The organism is Streptomyces sp. NBC_01689 (assembly GCF_036250675.1).
Classification (GTDB): domain Bacteria; phylum Actinomycetota; class Actinomycetes; order Streptomycetales; family Streptomycetaceae; genus Streptomyces.
This window is the reverse complement of record NZ_CP109592.1, coordinates 7,992,406-8,008,634: the sequence shown is the minus strand read 5'-3', so window position 1 is coordinate 8,008,634 and position 16,229 is coordinate 7,992,406. Positions and strand designations below refer to the sequence as shown.

The 16,229-nt window shown below is 72.8% G+C and carries 19 protein-coding genes and 1 riboswitch; of the genes, 9 read left to right on the top strand and 10 right to left on the bottom strand.

Features of this window, described 5'->3' with window-relative positions; genetic code table 11:
• Positions 1-69: 69 nt before the first annotated feature.
• From OG776_RS34385 to OG776_RS34355, 7 genes are all read right to left on the bottom strand, one after another.
• The gene (locus OG776_RS34385; RefSeq protein WP_443077299.1) at positions 70-828 is read right to left on the bottom strand and encodes an urease accessory protein UreD; all 759 of its coding nucleotides are present in this window, start codon (positions 826-828) and stop codon (positions 70-72) included.
• Positions 825-1,508: an urease accessory protein UreG gene (gene ureG / locus OG776_RS34380; protein WP_148008017.1), complete on the bottom strand. Its 684-nt coding sequence runs from the start codon at positions 1,506-1,508 to the stop codon at positions 825-827. The genes OG776_RS34385 and ureG overlap by 4 nt, the downstream gene beginning before the upstream one ends.
• A gap of 357 nt (positions 1,509-1,865) precedes the next feature.
• Positions 1,866-2,540 (bottom strand): urease accessory protein UreF, encoded by a 675-nt coding sequence (locus OG776_RS34375; protein WP_148008016.1) that lies wholly within the window; start codon positions 2,538-2,540, stop codon positions 1,866-1,868.
• On the bottom strand, positions 2,540-4,261 hold the full coding sequence (locus OG776_RS34370; RefSeq protein ID WP_148008015.1) for an urease subunit alpha: 1,722 nt from the start codon (positions 4,259-4,261) through the stop codon (positions 2,540-2,542). Before OG776_RS34370 ends, OG776_RS34375 begins: the two co-directional genes overlap by 1 nt.
• Positions 4,254-4,565, bottom strand: coding sequence for an urease subunit beta (locus OG776_RS34365; protein WP_148008014.1), 312 nt, complete (start codon positions 4,563-4,565; stop codon positions 4,254-4,256). The genes OG776_RS34370 and OG776_RS34365 overlap by 8 nt, the downstream gene beginning before the upstream one ends.
• A gap of 16 nt (positions 4,566-4,581) precedes the next feature.
• Positions 4,582-4,884, bottom strand: coding sequence for an urease subunit gamma (locus tag OG776_RS34360; protein WP_101408483.1), 303 nt, complete (start codon positions 4,882-4,884; stop codon positions 4,582-4,584).
• A gap of 550 nt (positions 4,885-5,434) precedes the next feature.
• Positions 5,435-5,713: a type II toxin-antitoxin system Phd/YefM family antitoxin gene (locus tag OG776_RS34355; protein WP_148008013.1), complete on the bottom strand. Its 279-nt coding sequence runs from the start codon at positions 5,711-5,713 to the stop codon at positions 5,435-5,437.
• 322 nt (positions 5,714-6,035) lie between these two features.
• Here OG776_RS34355 and OG776_RS34350 point away from each other — a divergent pair, with 322 nt between their 5' ends.
• From OG776_RS34350 to OG776_RS34340, 3 genes are all read left to right on the top strand, one after another.
• The gene (locus OG776_RS34350) at positions 6,036-6,692 is read left to right on the top strand and encodes an ATP-dependent Clp protease proteolytic subunit (protein ID WP_148008012.1); all 657 of its coding nucleotides are present in this window, start codon (positions 6,036-6,038) and stop codon (positions 6,690-6,692) included.
• Between the two features lie 7 nt (positions 6,693-6,699).
• Positions 6,700-7,005, top strand: a complete 306-nt coding sequence (locus OG776_RS34345) for a hypothetical protein (protein ID WP_329323067.1) — start codon at positions 6,700-6,702, stop codon at positions 7,003-7,005.
• 377 nt (positions 7,006-7,382) lie between these two features.
• Positions 7,383-7,546, top strand: a riboswitch (cyclic di-AMP (ydaO/yuaA leader).
• 3 nt (positions 7,547-7,549) lie between these two features.
• Positions 7,550-8,023: a C40 family peptidase gene (locus tag OG776_RS34340; protein ID WP_148008010.1), complete on the top strand. Its 474-nt coding sequence runs from the start codon at positions 7,550-7,552 to the stop codon at positions 8,021-8,023.
• A gap of 107 nt (positions 8,024-8,130) precedes the next feature.
• Here the strand turns inward: OG776_RS34340 and OG776_RS34335 are convergent, their stop codons facing one another.
• Positions 8,131-8,847, bottom strand: coding sequence for a LysE family translocator (locus OG776_RS34335; RefSeq protein WP_148008009.1), 717 nt, complete (start codon positions 8,845-8,847; stop codon positions 8,131-8,133).
• Positions 8,848-8,962: 115 nt separating this feature from the next.
• Between OG776_RS34335 and OG776_RS34330 the strand changes: the two genes are divergently transcribed.
• Complete coding sequence (locus OG776_RS34330; protein ID WP_148008008.1) at positions 8,963-9,874, top strand: LysR family transcriptional regulator; 912 nt, start codon at positions 8,963-8,965, stop codon at positions 9,872-9,874.
• A gap of 34 nt (positions 9,875-9,908) precedes the next feature.
• Here the strand turns inward: OG776_RS34330 and OG776_RS34325 are convergent, their stop codons facing one another.
• Positions 9,909-10,367, bottom strand: coding sequence for an ATP-binding protein (locus tag OG776_RS34325; protein ID WP_329323066.1), 459 nt, complete (start codon positions 10,365-10,367; stop codon positions 9,909-9,911).
• Between the two features lie 212 nt (positions 10,368-10,579).
• Here OG776_RS34325 and OG776_RS34320 point away from each other — a divergent pair, with 212 nt between their 5' ends.
• Together OG776_RS34320 and OG776_RS34315 are read left to right on the top strand one after the other, a co-directional pair.
• Positions 10,580-11,437, top strand: a complete 858-nt coding sequence (locus OG776_RS34320) for a helix-turn-helix domain-containing protein (RefSeq protein ID WP_148008006.1) — start codon at positions 10,580-10,582, stop codon at positions 11,435-11,437.
• A gap of 12 nt (positions 11,438-11,449) precedes the next feature.
• A complete protein-coding gene (locus OG776_RS34315) occupies positions 11,450-11,674 on the top strand; it encodes a DUF397 domain-containing protein (protein WP_148008005.1) in 225 nt (74 codons plus the stop codon).
• 8 nt (positions 11,675-11,682) lie between these two features.
• On the opposite strand, the gene OG776_RS34310 is transcribed toward OG776_RS34315, so the two are convergent.
• Positions 11,683-12,816, bottom strand: a complete 1,134-nt coding sequence (locus OG776_RS34310; RefSeq protein ID WP_329323064.1) for an 8-amino-7-oxononanoate synthase — start codon at positions 12,814-12,816, stop codon at positions 11,683-11,685.
• 163 nt (positions 12,817-12,979) lie between these two features.
• Between OG776_RS34310 and bioB the strand changes: the two genes are divergently transcribed.
• The 3 genes from bioB to bioD are packed head-to-tail and all read left to right on the top strand — an operon-like array spanning position 12,980 to position 16,212.
• Complete coding sequence (gene bioB, locus OG776_RS34305; RefSeq protein WP_148008003.1) at positions 12,980-14,206, top strand: biotin synthase BioB; 1,227 nt, start codon at positions 12,980-12,982, stop codon at positions 14,204-14,206.
• Positions 14,199-15,479, top strand: coding sequence for an adenosylmethionine--8-amino-7-oxononanoate transaminase (locus OG776_RS34300; RefSeq protein ID WP_329323063.1), 1,281 nt, complete (start codon positions 14,199-14,201; stop codon positions 15,477-15,479). The genes bioB and OG776_RS34300 overlap by 8 nt, the downstream gene beginning before the upstream one ends.
• Before the next feature lies 1 nt (position 15,480).
• Positions 15,481-16,212 (top strand): dethiobiotin synthase, encoded by a 732-nt coding sequence (bioD, locus tag OG776_RS34295; RefSeq protein WP_148008001.1) that lies wholly within the window; start codon positions 15,481-15,483, stop codon positions 16,210-16,212.
• Positions 16,213-16,229 lie beyond the last annotated feature (17 nt).

The following is a 16,229-nucleotide window of genomic DNA, read 5'->3' as shown; positions in this document are numbered from 1 at the left end:
GAGAACAGGGGTGACCGGGCTTCTTTACTAATCCGATAAGCGGTGTGCGAGGGCCCGTTGAGCGGACTCTCAGTCGAACGACCTCAACGCCTCGTCCAGAATCCGCCGCAGCAGCAGCGCGTCCGGTGCGAGCGCGCTCACCAGAACAGCCGGTCCGGCGAGCGGATTGACGGCCGCGTACTCCCCCAGCAGTCGCGCCGGCGGCGGCCTCTCCTCGAACTCCGGCCTGACGACGAGAAGTTGCCCGAGGGCGCGATGTCCCCCGAGGACGGCGGGGCCGTCCCATCCGCCAGGGGCTCCGGGGCCGCACGACACCTCCTGGTCGAGCAGCGTCCGCCCGCCGAGCCGCACGGTGAGCCGGCTGGTGAGCCGACCGGGTCGCTCACCGACGCGGCCGAGCACCTGCTCCTCACGGAACACGAGCCGCGCGCCGGGTTCGAGTGCGACGTCCGAGGCGACACGCAGATCGCTCCCGGCCGCGGAGATCAACTGTTCCGGAAGCCAGCGCAGTTCACCCCCGTCGGCGACGCGGAGCCGTACGTCGTAACGGGCCTCCCCCTTCGCCTGTCCCGGCAGGGCGATGGTCGCGGCCGCCGAGCCGACGTGCAGCCGCGCTCCCTCGGCGACGGTCGCCTCCACGGCGAGACGGTCGTTGCCGAGCGGTCCGCTCATCGCGCCGACGAGCATCACCCGCGCCTCGTCGCCGTGTCCCCGGGTGCGGCGCAGGGCGAGCGGGCCCTCGCCGTCCAGGACGGGCAGCGCGGTGGAGCCCCGGCCGTCGGCGCGTGCGGCGATCCGCGCCGTGGCCCGCACGCCGGCGGTCGTCACGCCGTCCACGCGGCGAGCCGTTCCCGCACCCACCCCGCGACCTCGGCGACACCCTGCTCCGACCTCAACGACTGGAGCACGACCGGGAGTTCGGCGCGCTGCGCCTTGGCGTCCGCCGCCATCCGGGCCAGATCGGAGCCCACGTGGGGCGCGAGGTCCGTCTTGTTGACGACGAGCAGATCGGCGGTGGTGACGCCCGGGCCGCCCTTGCGCGGGATGTCGTCACCGCCCGCCACGTCGATCACGAAGATCTGCGCGTCGACGAGCCCCCGGGAGAAGGTGGCCGTGAGGTTGTCCCCCCCGGACTCCACCAGGATCAGATCCAGCGGTCCGGCCTCGTCCTCCAGGTCCTCCACCGCTTCGAGGTTGGCCGAGATGTCGTCCCGGATCGCGGTGTGCGGGCAGGCCCCCGTCTCGACGGCGGTGATCCGCTCGGGCGGCAGCACCGCCTCCCGGAGCAGGAACTCGGCGTCCTCACGCGTGTAGATGTCGTTCGTCACGACCGCGAGCGACAGCTCGTCGCGCAGTGCCCGGCAGAGCGCGGCGACGGTCGCGGTCTTGCCGGACCCCACGGGCCCGCCGAGCCCGATCCGCAGAGCCCTGCGCGAACCGTCGGGACGCCGCGCGTCGGCACTCACCGCGGACGCCCCTTCGTGGCCGTGAGGATGGTCGAGATGCATGATTGCGGCTCCGTTCCCCGGCCGAGACCGGTTCTCCGACGTTTTCCGACTTTCCCACCCGCGGACTCCCCGGGATCTCCCCGTCCCCGGCTTCTCCTGCCCCGGGCACCTTCCGTCCCCGGGCACCTCCCGTCCCCGGGCTACTCCCGTCCCGGGGCTTCTTTCGCCCTTGGGCATTTCCTGCCCCGGGGCTTCTCCTGTCCCCGGGCGCCTCCTGCCCCGGGCTCCCCCGGGCCTTCCCGCTCCGGCCGACGCGTCCGGCCCGTCCGCCGTTCGAGGACGGGCCCTGCGGGCGAACGGGGGTCCGGGGGCGGGGGCCCCGGTGGCCGAGGGACGGCAACCCCCGCCCCGGACCTCCTACGACGCGAACAACCGCACAGCCCAAGCGGCATGCGCCTCCGCACCGATCTCCAGCAGCGGAGCGCTTGCCGCCGGCAGCGCGTCGACCCCGTCGGCCGCGACGCGCCGCGCCGCCTCGGCCGCCTGGTGGGCCACCCGGTCCACCTCCGGCGCCAGCCGCGCCAGCACCGCCGTGGCGTCGAAGGGATCCAGGCTCAGCAGCCGTACGGTGGCCGTCGCCGGCCCGCTGACGCTCTCGTACGCGGCGCAGTGGGCCGCGTCCTCCGCTCCGAGCCCGGCGCCTCGCGCGGCCACGCCGAGCACCACGGGCTGGTGCGCTCCCTTGGGGAACTCCCGTGCCAGCGCGTCCAGTTCGTCGGACGGCCAGGCAGCCCGCGCCGCCCGCATCAGCTGCCGTCCCAGCCGCCGCGCGGCCCCGCGCAGCGCGGGCGACGGCGTCCGGGCGTCCGCGGCCGAGTCCAGTGCCACCGGGTCGACGCCGAGCGCGGCCGCCGCGGCGAGGGCCGCCGACACCAGCCCCGCCGCGTGCAACCGCCCCCGGCAGAAGTCCTCCAGGCTCGTCGCCCCGCTGATCCGTCCGGCCCTGACGGCCGCCTCGGCGCCCCCGGAGTGGGCGTGCCCACCGGCGGGGAAGCGGCCGTCCGCCAGGACGAGCAGTGCCGCGCGGGACATCAGAAGAGGAAGTAACGCTGGGCCATGGGCAGTTCGGCGGCCGGTGCCGCCTCGACCAGCTCGCCGTCGATGTGCACGGCGAAGCTGTCGGGATCGACCCTCACGTGCGGCCGGGCGTCGTTCTCCCGCATGTCCGCCTTGGTCACCGCCCGGGTGGAGTCGATGGCCAGGAACCTCTTGCCGAGCGAGAGCCGTTCCGGCAGCCCGTCCTCGATGGCCAGCGGTGCCACGAAGTTGAACGAGTTCACGGCGGGCGCCCGCCCGATCGCCCCGAACATCGGCCGGGGCAGGATCGGCTGCGGCGTCGGGATGGACGCGTTGGCGTCGCCCATCTGTGCGTAGGCGATCTGTCCGCCCTTGATGACCAGGTGCGGTTTGACGCCGAAGAACGCCGGCTCCCACAGCACGAGGTCGGCGAGTTTGCCGGTCTCGACGGAGCCGATCTCCCGGGCGAGCCCCTGCGCGAGCGCCGGGTTGATCGTGTATTTGGCGACATAGCGACGTACCCGGTGGTTGTCCGCGCGTCCGTCGCCCGGCAGCGCGCCGCGCCGCCGCTTCATCACATGGGCCGTCTGCCAGGTCCGCATGATGACCTCGCCGACCCGGCCCATCGCCTGGGAGTCGGAGGAGATGATCGAGATCGCGCCGAGGTCGTGCAGGACGTCCTCGGCACCGATGGTGGACGGCCGGATGCGCGACTCGGCGAAGGCCAGGTCCTCGGGAACGGCCGCGTTGAGGTGGTGGCAGACCATCAGCATGTCGAGGTGTTCCTCGGCGGTGTTGACGGTGTAGGGCCGGGTCGGGTTGGTGGAGCTGGGCAGCACGTGCGGCTCGGACACCACCGTCATGATGTCCGGCGCGTGCCCGCCGCCGGCGCCCTCGGTGTGGTAGGCGTGGATGCCGCGTCCGCCGATCGCGGCCAGCGTGTCACCGACGAACCCGGCCTCGTTCAGCGTGTCCGTGTGGATGGCTACCTGGATGCCGGTGCGGTCGGCGACGGTCAGCGCGGCGTCGATGACGGCCGGCGTGGACCCCCAGTCCTCGTGCAGCTTCAGTCCGAGCGCGCCGCCGCGGATCTGCGACAGCATCGCGTCGTGCGAGACCGTGTTGCCCTTGCCCAGCAGGCCGAAGTTGAGCGGATACCCCTCCATCGACTCCAGCATCCGGGCCAGATGCCAGGGGCCGGGCGTCACGGTGGTGGCCTTGGAGCCCTCGGCGGGACCGGTGCCGCCGCCCACCAGCGTGGTGATGCCGGAGGCCAGCGCCTCGTCGGCGATCTGGGGGCAGATCAGGTGGACGTGCGCGTCGATGGCGCCCGCGGTGACGATCCGTCCGTTGCCCGCGATGATCTCGGTCTCCGGGCCGATGACGAGGTCGGGGTGGACACCGTCCATGGTGTCGGGGTTGCCGGCCTTGCCGATGCCGGTGATCCGGCCGTCGCGGATGCCGAGGTCGGCCTTGACGATCCCCCAGTGATCGATGATCACGACGCCCGTGACGACGGTGTCGGGAGTGCCCTCCGCGCGGGTGGCGCGCGACTGGCCCATGGACTCCCGGATGACCTTGCCGCCGCCGAACACGGCCTCGTCACCGGCGCGTCCGGGGCCGCCGGAGCGGTCCTCCTCGATCTCGACGAGCAGGTCGGTGTCGGCGAGCCGGATCCGGTCGCCGGTGGTGGGACCGAACAGATCGGCGTACGCCCGGCGCGAGAGCTCAGGCATCGAGGGCACCTCCGGTCTCGCCGCGCAGACCGGGCACGACCCGGGCACCCGCGAGCGGTACGAGTTCGACGTCGACGGGGATCCCGGGCTCGAAGCGCACGGCGGTGCCGGCGGCGACGTTCAGCCGCTTGCCGCGCGCGCCGGCGCGGTCGAACTCCAGGCCCGGGTTCGCCTCGGCGAAGTGGTAGTGGGAGCCGACCTGGACGGGACGGTCGGCGGCGTTGAGTACGGTCAGCCGGGTGACCTCGCGGCCTTCGTTGAAGGCGACGGGTCCGTCGGCGAAGAGGATCTCTCCGGGAATCACGGCGGGCGCTCCCCCGTCAGACGATCGGGTCGTGGACGGTGACGAGCTTGGTGCCGTCCGGGAAGGTCGCCTCCACCTGGACGTCGTGGATCATCTCGGGGATGCCCTCCATGACGTCGTCACGGGTGAGGATCTTGCGCCCGGAGGACATCAGTTCGGCGACGGTACGGCCGTCCCTGGCGCCTTCGAGGATGTGCGACGTGATGAGGGCGACGGCCTCGGGGTGGTTCAGTCTCAGTCCGCGGGCCCGGCGCTTCTCGGCCACGTCGGCGGCCACGTGGATCAGCAGTCTCTCCTGCTCGTGCGGGGTCAGTTGCACGGCGTCCCACCTCACAGTCCTCGCTCCGGACCGTGCGGGGTCCGGTGGCCGCAGCCACCGAAACCACTGGTGGCATGGATGCGCACGCTAGTTGGCCGTCGTTTCGTGGACGTTAACCGGCCTGTGGCCCACTCCGGCCGGGGCGACGGGCTCCCCCGGAACCGCCGGGGGTCCGGTGGCGGGTGAACCCCGACGATCTTCACTCGGACCGCCCGCACCTCGGCGGAGCGGCGCGCCGGGTCACGACGGGCGGGGAACCGCGCGGGGTTCCGGTCCGTCGCACGCCGGCCTCCGGTCCGCCGCGGGGCCGGACCGGCCCGCGCCCGGCGACCTTCCGGAATCCGGCCGTATACGGCACGCTCCGTATACGGCACGCCTCCGGACGCGGCACGCGCCCGGACACGGGGTCCGCCCGGAATCGACGTCCGCCCGGAAAGGGCGTGCGCCCGGACAGGGCGTGCGCCCCGATGCCTCACGCCTCCGGCCCGTGCGGACCGGCGCCGGGCGCGGTGTCCGGCCGGCGGCCCGTACGCGCCCGATCGCCCTCCCGTTACGAGACGTTGGGCCCCTGGTGCTCCGCGGCGATACCGAAGCGCTGACGCTCCCGGGGCGCGGCGGCGGCCTCGCGGACGCTGGAGAGGGAACTGACGACCTGGTTCCCGGCGGGCTCCCTGAGCTCTTCGAGACGCTCCAGGTCGGCCGCGGAGACGAGGGCGACGAGGGGCTTCCCGTGCCGGGTCACGACGACGCGCTCGCCTCCGTACACCACCCGGTTGATCAGATCGGCGAGCTCAGCCCTGGCTTGCGTCACCGGAATCTCGTAGGCCATGGCCCCCAGTTTAGACCGGGCCACCGACGCTCCCCCGGAACGGCGGACGCCCCGGGCCGCACCGGGAACGAGGACACCCCTCCCCTGGCCCCCACCCCGCACGACCACCGCACGACCCCGGCATCCGCCCCGCGCCGCGCCCCTCACCGCCGGACCTGGGGCGCACGGCCGGCCGTGCGCCCCAGGCGTGCCACGCCTCCGCGCCTCCCCTGGACCCCCTTTTTTTTCGCTGTCGGCCGATTCCCTCGACAAGATCTGTACGTCCTGTACGTTTTTCACAGGGAGCGGCTCGCCGGAGAGTCGCCCGGAGGAGGCGCCAGTCATGCACGAACCGTCCGCCCGCCATGTCCTGCCCGAGTTCACCGAGCGCACGGCCACGGGACACCGGTCCCTCGACCCGTACTCCAAGCTGCTCGACGAGCGCATCGTGTTCCTCGGGACACCCGTCGACGACGCGTCGGCGAACGACGTGATGGCCCAGTTCATGCACCTCGAACACCAAGCGCCGGAGCGGGACATCTCGCTCTACCTCAACTCCCCCGGCGGCTCGTTCAGCGCGATGACGGCCGTCTACGACACGATGCGCTACGTCACCTGCGACGTGGAGACCGTGTGCCTGGGGCAGGCCGTGTCGGTCGCCGCCGTCCTGCTGGCGGCCGGCACACCGGGCAAGCGATTCGCCCTGCCGGGCGCCCGGGTGCTGCTCCGCCAGCCCTCGCTCGCCGGGCCGGTCGAGGGGCAGGCGAGTGATCTCGCCCTCCAGGCCGAGGAGTTGACCCGCACTCGGAAGCTGCTGGAGGACATGCTCGTACGGCACACGGGGAAAAATCCCGAACGAGTCGCCGCCGACATCGAGCGGGACACGATTCTGGACGCGCAGGCCGCGCTGGCGTACGGGCTGGTGGACGGGATCATCCCGAGCCGCAAGAACCCGCCCAGCGCGCCCGGTGCGGGAAACGCCACACCCGACGCGAGGTGATCCGCCGATGGTGCCCGAACTGCCTCCGCTGCCCGCTCTGACCCACGCCGAGGCCGAGCTGATAGACCGCTGGCTCGACGTGGTCGACCTGGTCGGCCGGATCAACCCGGCCCGCCCGGGAGACACCTATCGCGGGCTGCGTGCCGCCCAGGCGCTCGTCGGCAAGGCGACCGCCCTGCGGGACGCCCTGGCCCTGATGCACCAGCGGGGCGAGAGCGAGGTGCACGCGCCGACCCTGGCGCAGGCCCTGCGGGTCCTCGACGGCGAGCGGCGGGCCGCCCGCGTCACCCTGCCTCCCGGCTCCGGCAGTTGACGTCCGGACCCGGGCCGTCGCGCGAACCGCTCCGCGGAGCGGTCTGCGAAGCGTCCGGCCCGGGTTTCAAACGGACCAGTCGGCGTACCCCCCGACGGCGTAGCCGCACGTCCTTTCGGGTGGCCCCGGAAGTTGCGCAACACGCTTGCCCAAAAGGCCGAACGGGACGCTCCGTTGCTGGTAAGAGCGTTGCCGACATCCCCAACACCCCTCGAACAGAGGAGTGTCCACCCGAACGGGTGAGTGGTGAGTAACCCCACAAATCATCGGTTCCGCTCGGATTTTCCGACATCCATGCGTGAAGATCCCTTCCGACGACAAGCCCCCGCCACACCGGCGGGGCGGTCCGGGCGGACGCCGAGTCCTGCCGCCGCCCGGATGACCGGTCGACAGATGTGCATCGGCAGGAGTGGAGGACCCAGCAAGACGGGCCGCCGGAGAGATCCGGGCGGCCCTTGGGGTGAAGCCGCGTAAGCGGCCGGGCTACTTCGCCAGCCCGAATCCGACAGGTCATCCTTCACAGGCGGTTGACGAAGGGTTGCGCATGACTGCGCTGAATCGTGTCCCGTCGCTGCTGTCCCGGGCCGGTACGGCCTCGGCTCTGACCATCGCCGCCGTGGGCGGCAGTCTCGTGGTCCCGGGCGTCGCGGCCGACGCCGAGGCCGCCACACCGGCGACGAGGGCGCTCCAGGTCGCGGCATCCAAGAAGGGCGCCCCGTACAAGTACGGCGCCACCGGGCCGCGCCGCTTCGACTGCTCCGGGCTCACGCTGTACTCGTACAAGAAGGCGGGCAAGAAGCTGCCCCGTACGGCCGCGGGGCAGTACAACAAGAGCCACCACATCTCCGCGTCGCACCGCAAGGCCGGTGACCTCGTGTTCTTCCACTCGGGCCGGAGCGTGTACCACGTCGGCATCTACGCCGGGAAGGGAAAGATCTGGCACTCCCCGAAGAGCGGGGAGGTCGTGAAGCTCCAGAAGATCTGGACGAAGAGCGTCTGGTACGGCCGGATCAGCTGACCCGGGCCGAGGGGCGGCGGCGCCGGACCGCCGCCCCTCGGCGCACCGGCCCGGCGGGCTCTCAAGCCCTCTGCGGCCCGGCGGGCCTTCAGCGGCCCGGCGGGCTCTCAGGCCGTCAGCGGCTCCAGGAGGAGCACCAGGCCGAGCACGGTGAGCGCGGTCCCGGTGACCGCCTCCACGGCGCGGGCGGCACGCGGCCGGCGCAGCCACCGGCCGAGCCGGTCGACCAGCAGGGCGACCGCCGGGAACCACACCAGGGCGAGGGCCACCACGATCAGGGCCAGCACCAGGGTGCGGGGCATCGCCGGGCTGCCCGCGGGCACGAACTGCGGAAGCAGGCTCAGGAAGGTGATCGGCGCCTTCGGGTTCAGCGCATTGGTGACGAAGCCCTGCCGCAACGGACGGCTCCCGTCCCCGGGGTCGCCGGACCCGGGACCACCGGACCCGGGATCGCCGGAGGCCGGCCCGCCGGGCGGCTTCCCGCCCGGCGCCGCCGGACAACGCTCCGGGCCCGGTTCCCGCTCCCGGTCCCGCCGCCGGCGCGGGCGCAGACCGGCCAGCGTCCGTGTCCCGAGGTACAGCACGTAGCCCCCGCCGAGGACCTGCAGCGTCCGGAACAGCGCCGGCACCGCCGTGAGGACGGCGGCGACACCGGCGACGGCCAGCGCCGTGTGCAGCAGCAGCCCGCCCGCGACTCCGAGCGCGCACGCCACCCCCGCCCGGCGGGAGGTCAGGGCGTTGCGTACGACAACCGTGAAGTCCGCGCCGGGCATGGCGACCATTCCCGCGGCGACCCCGGTGAAGGCGATGAGCTGTCCGTCCATGGCCACCAGGCTGCCTCGGCCGGGCCTTCAGCAGGTATGTCGAATATCCTGGACCGGTCTTAAGCATTCGTTGGGACCCGGGCCGGCGCCGGGCCCGGACCCGGGGAGCCGTGCGATGTACGACCCGACACGGCTGGCGGCCCTGGTGGCGGTGGCCGGGGCCGGGTCCATCACCCGGGCGGCCGAACGCCTCGGCTACAGCCCGCCCGCCCTCTCCCAGCAGCTCGCGAAGCTGGAACGGGAGGCGGGCGCGCCGTTGCTGGTGCGCTCCCCTCGGGGAACGCGGCTCACGGAGGCGGGCGAGCTGCTCGCGGCCCGGGCCCGCCGCGTCCTCGACGAGCTGGAGCAGGCGCGCCATGAACTGGCCCGGCTGACCGGTCTGTCCGGAGGCACCCTGCGGCTCGGCACGTTCCAGACGGCGGGCATCCATCTGCTGCCGCCGGTGCTCAGCGCCTTTCGCCGGGCCCACCCGGACGTGGAGCTGACGGTCGCGAACTACGAGCCGCCGGACGGTGTCACGGCGGTCGCGGCGGGCGAGGTGGACCTCGCGCTGACCCACACCTACGAGCCCGCGGACCCGGCGCCGCTTCCCTCGTCGGTGTGCGCGGAGCCGGTGCTGGTCGAGGAACTGGTGCTCGTCACCGCTCCGGGTCACGTCCTCGCGGAGGGCGCGGCCCGGCTGCCGCTCTCCGGACTCGCCGGGCAGCCGCTGATCAGCATGGCCCCGGACCATCCGCCGCGGCAGGGAGTGGAGGCCGCGCTGGCCCGGGTCGGGGCCACCCCGGCCGTCCGGGTCGAGAGCCCCGGGTACGCGCTGGTGTGCGCGCTGGTCAGTGCCGGACTGGGGGTCGCGGTGGTGCCGGAGATGGTGGCCAGGACGGCGGCCACCCCGGTGGGGCTGCGGCTGCTGGAACCGGGAGATCTGCGCCGTACGATCTCCGTCGTCCACCGGACCGACCGGCGGGCACCCGCGGCGGAGGCGTTCCGGGCCCTGTTGCGGGGCGCGTTCGGGAGGGCGGCGCGGTAGGGACGCCGACGGGCCGGACCAACTGATCGTTTCCTCAGGGCTCTTGTGGACCGCCGGCCACCACCGGCTGGGCCCGCACCGTCCACGGCAACTCGATGGAGACCGTCTTGCCGCCCTCCCGGGTGGGACGCACGAGGACTCTGCCGCCGCATTCCGCGGTCAGCCAACGGATGATCACCATCCCGCGTCCGTTGTCCTGTTGGACCGCGGCGGGCAGTCGCTTCGGGAAGCGCGGATGGCTGTCGGTGACACCGATGCGCAGTTGTTCGTCCCGTTTCAGCAGGACGTCCACCGTGAAGGTGGGCGACTGGCCGAACGTGTGCTGGACGGCGTTGGTGGCGAGTTCGGACACGATCAGGCGTACGGTGTCGGCGGCTTCGGCGTCCTCCGGCAGGCCCCATTCGGCCAGCACGTCGATGACGAATTTCCGGGCCGCGGAGACCGAGGCGGGATCGCTCGGCAGAGTGACGGATGCTTCCTGGTGGTCTGCCATGACGACGTCGTCCCTTTCCCACGGGACCGGAGTCCGACACGGAGCGGATGGTTCGAGTACGGTCCCGGACTGGTGCTTCGCGCCAGACTGCCATCACCGGGCCGGTCACGGGCGCGATCCACCGAGATATGCATATATCTGTCGCTCGAAGCGGTGAACTCTGCGACGGCAGACCGTATTTGGGCGGCTCGGAAGGAGTAAGGAGTACGGCCATGCAGCACGGTCCCGCGGTACGACGCCGCAAACTCGGTGCCGAACTGCGCGCGCTGCGCGCCGGTGCTGGCCTCACCAGCGGTGAGGCGGCCGGCCTCGTCGGCTGGCACCAGTCGAAGGTGAGCCGGATCGAGACGGGCACCAGCGGGGTGAAACCGGCCGATGTGGAGCGTCTTCTGGACGCGTACGGCGTCCGGGAGAGCGGATTACGGGAGCTCCTGCTCGGACTGGCCGGATCCGAGGGCAACGGGCGGCACCACTGGTGGCACGCCTACCGGGGAGTCCTGCCGCCCGCCTACCGGGACTTCATCAGCCTGGAGTCCCAGGCCAGCGGGATGCGCACGCTGGAGACGTCCGTGGTACCGGGGCTGCTCCAGACCCCCGAGTACGCCCGGGCGGTGACCCGGGCGGCGGTGGGCGGGCTGGCCGACGACAAACTGGACGCGCTCGTCGAGGTGCGCCTCGCCCGGCAGGACGTGCTGCGGTCGCAGCCGCCGCTGGAGCTGGCCGCGGTCCTGGACGAGGCCGTACTGCGCCGCGAGGTCGGCGGGCCCGAGGTCATGGCACGTCAGCTGGCCCGGCTGCGGGAGGCCGCGGCCCTTCCCCAAGTCCGGCTCCAGGTACTGCCCTTCGCCGCCGGGGCGCACGCCGGAGTGACCGGCCCTTTCGTTATTTTCTCATTTCCGAACACAACTGATCTCGACGTGGTTGTTCTCGACCACTTGACGAGTAGCCTCTACCTCGAACGGAAAGAAGACCTTCAGGCCTACACCGAAGCCTTCAACACCCTTCGGTCCCACGCCCTTTCACCCGAGGACTCGTTGGACTACATCGCCGGGATAGGTGACGGCGCGTAAGGAGGCACCCCCATGACCGCAATGCCTCGGTACGTACCCCTCAGTACCTCACTCCGTGACGTGCGCTGGCGGCGCAGCAGCCGCAGCACGGGAATGAACAACTGCGTCGAGACCGCGCGACCGGGCCCAGGGCCCTGGGCCGGACTCGTCGCCGTGCGCGACTCCAAGAACACGGCGGGCCCCGCCCTGCTGTTCACCCCCGCCAGTTGGGAGGGGTTCATCGCCGGACTGAACTGACCGCCGCCTCACCGGTTCTCCGAGATCACCCGTACGGCCCGCTCGATCTGGGCGTCGGTGAGATCCGCCCGGGCGGTCAGCCGCAGCCGGGAGATGCCGTCGGGCACGGACGGGGGGCGGAAGCACCCGACGGCGAGCCCCGCCTCGCGGCAGTCCGCGGCCCACCGCACGGCCCGTTCCGGGGACGGCGCGCGCACCGAGACCACGGCGGCGTCCGGCCGTACGGCCTCCAGTCCCTCGGCGGTCAGCCGGGTGTGCAGCGCCGTCGCCACCGCGCGGGCCCGGTCGGCCCGCGCCGGCTCACGGCGCAGCAGCCTGAGCGCCGCGAGGGCCGCGCCCGCGGCCGCCGGTGCGAGACCCGTGTCGAAGATGAAGGTGCGCGCCGCGTTGACCAGGTGGTCGATGACCGGTGCGGGCCCGAGGACGGCGCCGCCCTGGCTGCCGAACGACTTGGAGAGCGTGACGGTCACGACGACGTCCGGAGCGCCGGCGAGGCCCGCGGCGTGCGCGGCGCCCCGGCCTCCGCTGCCCAGTACGCCGAGTCCGTGCGCGTCGTCGACGACCAGCGCCGCCCCGTGCGCCCGGCAGGCGGCGGCCAGACCGGCCAGCGGTGCCGCGTCGCCGTCCACCGAGAAGACCGTGTCGGAGACGACGAGGGCGGGACCCTCGTGCGTCCCGAGCGCCTTGCGCACGGCGTCGGGGTCGGCGTGCGCGACGACCTGGGTGGTGCCGCGGGCCAGCCGGCAGCCGTCGATCAGCGAGGCGTGGTTGCCCGCGTCGGAGACGACGAGCGAGCCGTGCGGCGCGAGCGCGGTGACCGCGGCGAGATTGGCCGCGTATCCGGAGGAGAAGACCAGCGCGGCCTCGAAGCCGCAGAACTCGGCGAGCTCGCGTTCGAGTTCGGCGTGAAGTCCGGTAGTGCCGGAGACGAGCCGCGATCCGGTCGCGCCCCCTCCCCAGCGGTGCGCGGCGGCCGCGGCCGCGGCCGTGATCTCGGGGTGGCGGGCGAGGCCGAGATAGTCGTTGCTCGCCAGATCGAGCAGGGCCGAGTCGGCGGGGCGCGGGCGCAGGGTGCGGACGAGTCCGGCCCGTCGGCGCTGGTGCGCCTGCTCGTCGATCCATGCGAACGGCGATCCGGCCATGCTGGTGCCTCCGGGCCCTCGGGGTGGTGGTTTTGTAGGCAGTGCACAGACCCTAGCGGGACGGTCCGGCGCCCAGGATGTGGCAATACCCACACGTCGAACCGTGTCTGTTGTGCGATCTCTCCTTGGCCGCACCCGCTCGGATACGTCAGGATCGGATCTCATGGACCTGCTGAACACGCTGGTGGACAAGGGGCTTCGGCGCGAGCTGCCGACCCGTGACGAGGCGCTGGCCGTGCTGGCCACGTCCGACGACGACGTGCTCGACGTGGTGGCCGCGGCCGGGAAGGTCCGCCGCCACTGGTTCGGCCGTCGAGTGAAACTCAACTATCTGGTCAACCTGAAGTCCGGGCTCTGCCCCGAGGACTGCTCGTACTGCTCGCAGCGGCTCGGCTCCAAGGCCGACATCCTCAAGTACACCTGGCTCAAGCCCGACCAGGCCTCGCAGGCCGCGGCGGCGGGCCTGGCCGGGGGCGCCAAGCGGGTCTGCCTGGTGGCCAGCGGACGCGGTCCGACCGACCGCGACGTGGACCGGGTCTCCGACACCATCAAGGCGATCAAGGACCAGCACGAGAACGTCGAGGTGTGCGCCTGCCTCGGTCTGCTCTCCGACGGTCAGGCCGAGCGGCTGCGCGAGGCGGGCGCGGACGCCTACAACCACAACCTCAACACGTCCGAGGCGACGTACGGGGACATCACGACCACGCACACGTACGCCGACCGGGTGGACACGGTCCAGAAGGCGCACGCGGCGGGCCTGTCCGCCTGCTCCGGTCTGATCGCCGGCATGGGCGAGAGCGACGAGGACCTCGTGGACGTGGTGTACGCGCTGCGCGACCTCGACCCCGACTCCGTTCCGGTGAACTTCCTGATCCCGTTCGAGGGAACCCCGCTCGCCCAGGAGTGGAACCTGACACCGCAGCGGTGTCTGCGCATCCTGGCGATGGTCCGTTTCGTCTGCCCGGACGCCGAGGTCCGCATCGCGGGCGGCCGTGAGGTCCATCTGCGCACGATGCAGCCGCTCGCCCTCCACCTCGCCAACTCGATCTTCCTCGGCGACTATCTGACGAGCGAGGGCCAGGCGGGCAAGGCCGACCTGGAGATGATCGCGGACGCCGGGTTCGAGGTGGAGGGCGCCGGCGAGGTGACCCTGCCGGAGCACCGTGCGGCGGCGGGCGGCGGGTGCGGCGCGCACGCGGACGCCGACGCGGCGGGCTGCGGGTCGCACGCGGAGTCCGGGTGCGGGTCGCACGAGGCCGGTGGGTGCGGGTCGCACGCGGGGGGCGGTGTGTGCGGCTCGGCTCCGGTCGAGGTGCCCGCCGAGGCGCGTACGGATCTGGTCGCCGTGCGCCGCCGGGGTGCCGGAACGGATCTCGCGCCCAATGCCTGACCTGTCCCTGCGGGAGCTGCTCGAACTCGACCGGCGCCATGTCTGGCACCCGTACGGGCCGATGCCGGGACGCCAGGAGCCGCTCGTCGTGGAGTCGGCGAGCGGGGTGCGGCTGCGGATGGCGGACGGCTCGGGCGATCTCGTCGACGGGATGTCGTCGTGGTGGTCGGCCATCCACGGCTACAACCACCCGGTGCTGAACGACGCGGTGCGCGCCCAGTTGGAGCGGATGAGCCATGTGATGTTCGGCGGGCTCACCCATGAGCCCGCCGTGCGGCTGGCCAAGCGACTGGTCGACATATCTCCCGAGGGGCTGGAGCACGTCTTCCTCGCCGACTCCGGTTCGGTCTCGGTCGAGGTCGCCGTCAAGATGTGTCTCCAGCACTGGCGTTCGCTCGGCCGCCCGGCCAAGCAGCGGCTGCTGACCTGGCGGGGCGGGTACCACGGCGACACCTGGCAGCCGATGTCGGTGTGCGACCCCGAGGGCGGGATGCACGAGCTGTGGCAGGGCGTGCTGCAGCGCCAGGTGTTCGCCGACGCCCCGCCGGCCGGGTACGAGGAGTCGTACGCCGCACACCTGCGCGAGCTGATGGGGCGTCACGCGCACGAGCTCGCCGCGGTGATCGTGGAACCGGTGGTGCAGGGCGCGGGCGGGATGCGCTTCCACTCCCCCGCGTATCTGCGGGTGCTGCGGGAGGCGTGCGACGCGCACGACGTGCTGCTGGTGTTCGACGAGATCGCCACCGGTTTCGGCCGTACGGGAACGCTCTTCGCGGCGGAGCACGCGGGCGTGACGCCGGACGTGATGTGTGTGGGCAAGGCGCTGACCGGCGGGTACCTGACCATGGCGGCGACGCTGTGCACGGCCCGGGTGGCCGAGGGCATCTCGCACGGCGAGGTCCCGGTGCTCGCGCACGGCCCGACCTTCATGGGCAATCCGCTCGCCGCCGCGGTGGCGTGCGCCTCCGTCGACCTGCTGCTCGGGCAGGACTGGCAGACCGAGGTCAAGCGGATCGAGGCGGGACTGCGGGAAGGACTGGCGGAGGCCTCCTCGATGCCGGGGGTCCGGGACGTGCGGGTGCTGGGCGCGATCGGTGTCGTCCAGCTCGACCACGAGGTCGACATGGCGGCGGCGACGGCCGCCGCCGTGCGCGAGGGTGTGTGGCTGCGCCCGTTCCGCGACCTCGTCTACACGATGCCGCCGTATGTGACGAGTGACGAGGACGTGGCCCGGATCGCCCGCGCGGTCCGGGCGGCGGCACGGGAGGGATGACATGACGGTCCTGGTGATCACCGGAACGGGTACCGAGGTGGGGAAGACGGTCACGACGGCCGCCGTCGCCGCCGCGGCCGTCGCCGCCGGACAGTCCGTGGCCGTCCTCAAGCCCGCGCAGACAGGCGTGGGCCCACGGGAACACGGTGACGCGGACGAGGCGGCCCGGCTCGCGGGAGCCGTGACCACGCTCGAACTCGGGCGCTACCCCGCGCCGTTGGCGCCCGCGACGGCCGCGCGGCGGGCCGGTCTGGCTCCGGTGCGGCCCGGTGCGGTGGCGGAGGCGGCGGGCAAGCTGGCCGTCGAGCACGATCTCGTACTGGTCGAGGGGGCGGGCGGTCTGCTCGTCCGTCTCGACGACGAGGGCGGGACGCTGGCGGACGTGGCGACGCTGCTGGACGCGCCGGTGCTGCTCGTCGTGGCGGCGGGACTCGGCACGCTCAACACGACCGAGCTGACCGCGCGCGAGCTGCGGCGCCGGGGCCTGGACCTGACCGGGCTCGTCATCGGCAGCTGGCCCGGCTCCGCCGACCTCGCGTCCCGCTGCAACCTCGCGGACCTGCCGGTGGTGGCCGGGGCCCCGCTGCTGGGCGCGCTGCCCGCGGGGGCGGGTGCCCGTCCGCCCGCCCTGTTCCGCTCCGAAGCGCCCGGGTGGCTGGCACCGGAACTGGGCGGCACCTGGGACGCGGACGCTTTCGCCCTGTCCTGGCCGGAGTCCGGCGCGTCCGCGTGAGGGAGCGCCGGGGGAAG